The following is a 2,574-nucleotide window of genomic DNA, read 5'->3' as shown; positions in this document are numbered from 1 at the left end:
TACATGAGATTGCATTTCCCTGTAGGAGCTGCCGAAGGCTGCGATCTTTTGTTCTTGCTTTAAAAGGGGTTAAAGCGGCAACCCCCCCTTCACCCGATACTGATTGCGTACCGGCGTCGCATATTGCAACACCAGGAACGGGCGATGTTCCTCGGGGCAGGCGTCCAGGCGTTGCTGCCACTGCTCCTGGGCCTTGGTCAGTTCATCGGCGGCAAACAGCTCGGCGGCACCGGGAACCTGCAATTGCGGGTCGGCATCTTTCCACTGGGCATAAGCCAGGTAGTGCACCGGAAACAGGCGATAACCGCCCAGAATCTGCTTGTCCATCTCGACCGCCAACTGCTTGGTGTCTTCGAACAGCTCGGTGATCGGCGCGGCAAAGTTCACGTGGACCCGGCCCTTGTAGCCGGTGATGCCCTTGGCGATGCTCACGTCGTCCTCGCCTGGCGCCTTGGTGTAGGTGCCAGTGGTGGCGCGGATGTAGAGTTCGCGGGCCTTGGCCTGGTCGCACGGGTCGTATTCGTAGCTGATCGAGACCGGGGTCAGGTTCAGCGAGCGGATGACTTCGCCGAACGGCTCGTCCTTGCGGCTCATGTGGAACATTTTGAGAATCGCCGACTCGGTACGGTCGTCGCCGTCCTTGGCCCGGCCTTCGGCCTGGGCGATCCAGATCGAGGCGCAATCGTTGCGGATCGAATGGTTGATGTAGGCCGAGAGTAACTGATACGCCGCCATTTTCTCGCGGCGTCCGGTGATCGAACGGTGCACGATAAAGCTCTTGTTCAGGCGCATCAGGTCGCTGACGAAGGGCTTTTGCAGCAGGTTGTCGCCGATGGCGATGCGCGGGGTCGGCAGGCCGGCGTGGTACACGGCGTAGTTGACGAAGGCCGGGTCCATCACGATGTCGCGGTGGTTGGCGATGAACAGGTAGGCGCTGCCGGACTTGAACTGCTCGACACCGGTGTAGGTCACCCCATCCGTGGCGCGTTCGATGGTGTGGTCGACGTAATACTCGACTTTGTCCTGCAAAGTAGCCACCGACGTGATGCCGGCGAACTCACGGCGCAGACGATGGGCTATAAGAGGTTTGAGTGCCCAGCCTAAAGCGCCGGCAAAACGCGGGAAGCGGAAGTGGGTGAGGATATCTAGAAACGCCTTGTCGCCAAGCAGTCGTGCCAGCACCGCTGGGACTTCACTGTCGTCGTAAGGTCGGATGGCATCGAATTCGCCCATCATGCTCTCTTGTTAGAAACGGCTAGGGTAAGTAAAGGTTCTGATCGAAAACCGGCGGGGTACGGTCTGAAAAAGTAGTCAGACAAAAATAGCCCTGCAAATAGACCGGCGATTATACGCACAAGTCACCTGGGAGACCGCGATGCTGGAAAATGCCGTTTATGAATGTCCGTATTGTGGTGAGGAAGTGGAAACCACCCTGGACCTGTCCGGTGGGGATCAGACCTATATTGAAGACTGTCAGGTGTGCTGCCGGCCGATAACCTTTGTGTTGCAGGTACACGGCGAAGAATGGCATCTCGACGTATTCAGCGAGAACGAATAAGGGCATCTATGCAACGAATCTACGAACCGGAAAACCTGATGGAAGGCGAGTTGCTGCAAGGCATGCTTGCCAGTGAGGGCATCGAGGCGCATCTGGTGGGACGCGATCTGGTCGGTGCCAGCGGCGAACTGCCGATCTTCGGTCTGTTGGGGTTGGCGGTGGATAACGACCAGGCCGAATACGCCCGCGAGTTGATCAGTGCGTACAATGCCGCGCTGCCGCTTTGCGGTGATGAACCGGAGAGCTTTCCGGGCACGCTGGTCTGTTAGGCTGGCCGTTCGTTTGATCAAGAGTCGTGTTGCCCCATGTGTGGACGTTATGCCCTGTTTCGCTGGAACCCCGCCTTCGCGGCCCTGCCAGGCTTCCCCGCCGATCAGCAGGCCCAGTGGAACATTTCTCCCAATGATTCGGTGTTGATGCTGCGTGCCGGTGCGGACGGTCAGCGCGAGCTGGCGCGTGCGCGTTGGGGGCTGACACCGCCATGGCTGACCGATCTATCCCGCACCCCGGCCCATGCCAGGGCCGAAACCGTGGCCGAGCAGCCGATGTTCCGCCAAGCCCTGCGCGAGCGACGCTGCCTGTTGCCGGCCAACGGTTTTTACGAATGGCGCGGCACCACGCGCAAGCGCCCGTACTGGCTGACGCCGGGAGAGGGCTCGTCACTGTTTTTCGCGGCGATCTGGGAGGCGTACCCGGTGCAGGAACAGGTGTGGCTGAGCACGGCGGTCATTACTCAGCCGGCTGCCAGTCAGCGGCGGCCGTTGATTCTCGATGCGGCGGGGCAAGACGCCTGGCTCGATCCGGAAACGCCGTTGCATGCGTTGCAGGCCCTGCTGGCCAGTGAACCCGCCGCGTTGCGCGAACGGGTGCTGGCCAACATGGTCAATGATCCGAAGCTCAATGGGCCGGAGTGTCTGACCCCGGGTTGAGTCATTTGGCGTTACTACTGACGCCTTCGCGAGCAGGCTCGCTCCCACAGTTGATCTCCAGTGAACACGAAATTTATGTGCCACTTA

4 protein-coding genes are annotated in these 2,574 nt (G+C 60.0%); 3 read left to right on the top strand and 1 reads right to left on the bottom strand.

All coding sequences use genetic code 11. From position 1 onward, the window contains the following. Nucleotides 1-69: 69 nt before the first annotated feature. On the bottom strand, nucleotides 70-1,236 hold the full coding sequence (locus ACW9HW_RS29800; protein WP_457402915.1) for a 1-acyl-sn-glycerol-3-phosphate acyltransferase: 1,167 nt from the start codon (nucleotides 1,234-1,236) through the stop codon (nucleotides 70-72). A 139-nt stretch (nucleotides 1,237-1,375) separates the two neighbouring features. On the opposite strand from ACW9HW_RS29800, the gene ACW9HW_RS29795 reads away from it, so the two are divergent. Genes ACW9HW_RS29795 through ACW9HW_RS29785 form a run of 3 tightly spaced genes read left to right on the top strand, consistent with a single transcriptional unit; the run spans nucleotide 1,376 to nucleotide 2,487 of the window. After that, complete coding sequence (locus tag ACW9HW_RS29795) at nucleotides 1,376-1,558, top strand: CPXCG motif-containing cysteine-rich protein (protein WP_095192946.1); 183 nt, start codon at nucleotides 1,376-1,378, stop codon at nucleotides 1,556-1,558. Nucleotides 1,559-1,566: 8 nt separating this feature from the next. Then, a complete protein-coding gene (locus ACW9HW_RS29790) occupies nucleotides 1,567-1,827 on the top strand; it encodes a putative signal transducing protein (protein ID WP_457402912.1) in 261 nt (86 codons plus the stop codon). Between the two features lie 36 nt (nucleotides 1,828-1,863). Beyond that, nucleotides 1,864-2,487, top strand: a complete 624-nt coding sequence (locus ACW9HW_RS29785; RefSeq protein ID WP_095192948.1) for an SOS response-associated peptidase — start codon at nucleotides 1,864-1,866, stop codon at nucleotides 2,485-2,487. Nucleotides 2,488-2,574: the final 87 nt, after the last annotated feature.

Source organism: Pseudomonas sp. SDO5532_S415 (assembly GCF_054071155.1).
The sequence above is the reverse complement of the archived record's forward strand: the minus strand, read 5'-3'. Positions and strand labels throughout refer to the sequence as shown.

Bases quoted from the DNA above. Each gene is read 5' to 3' on its own strand.
- ACW9HW_RS29785 (WP_095192948.1), top strand. From the start codon at position 1,864: ATGTGTGGACGTTATGCCCTGTTTCGCTGGAACCCCGCCTTCGCGGCC.
- ACW9HW_RS29795 (WP_095192946.1), top strand. From the start codon at position 1,376: ATGCTGGAAAATGCCGTTTATGAATGTCCGTATTGTGGTGAGGAAGTG.
- ACW9HW_RS29800 (WP_457402915.1), bottom strand. From the start codon at position 1,236: ATGATGGGCGAATTCGATGCCATCCGACCTTACGACGACAGTGAAGTC.
- ACW9HW_RS29790 (WP_457402912.1), top strand. From the start codon at position 1,567: ATGCAACGAATCTACGAACCGGAAAACCTGATGGAAGGCGAGTTGCTG.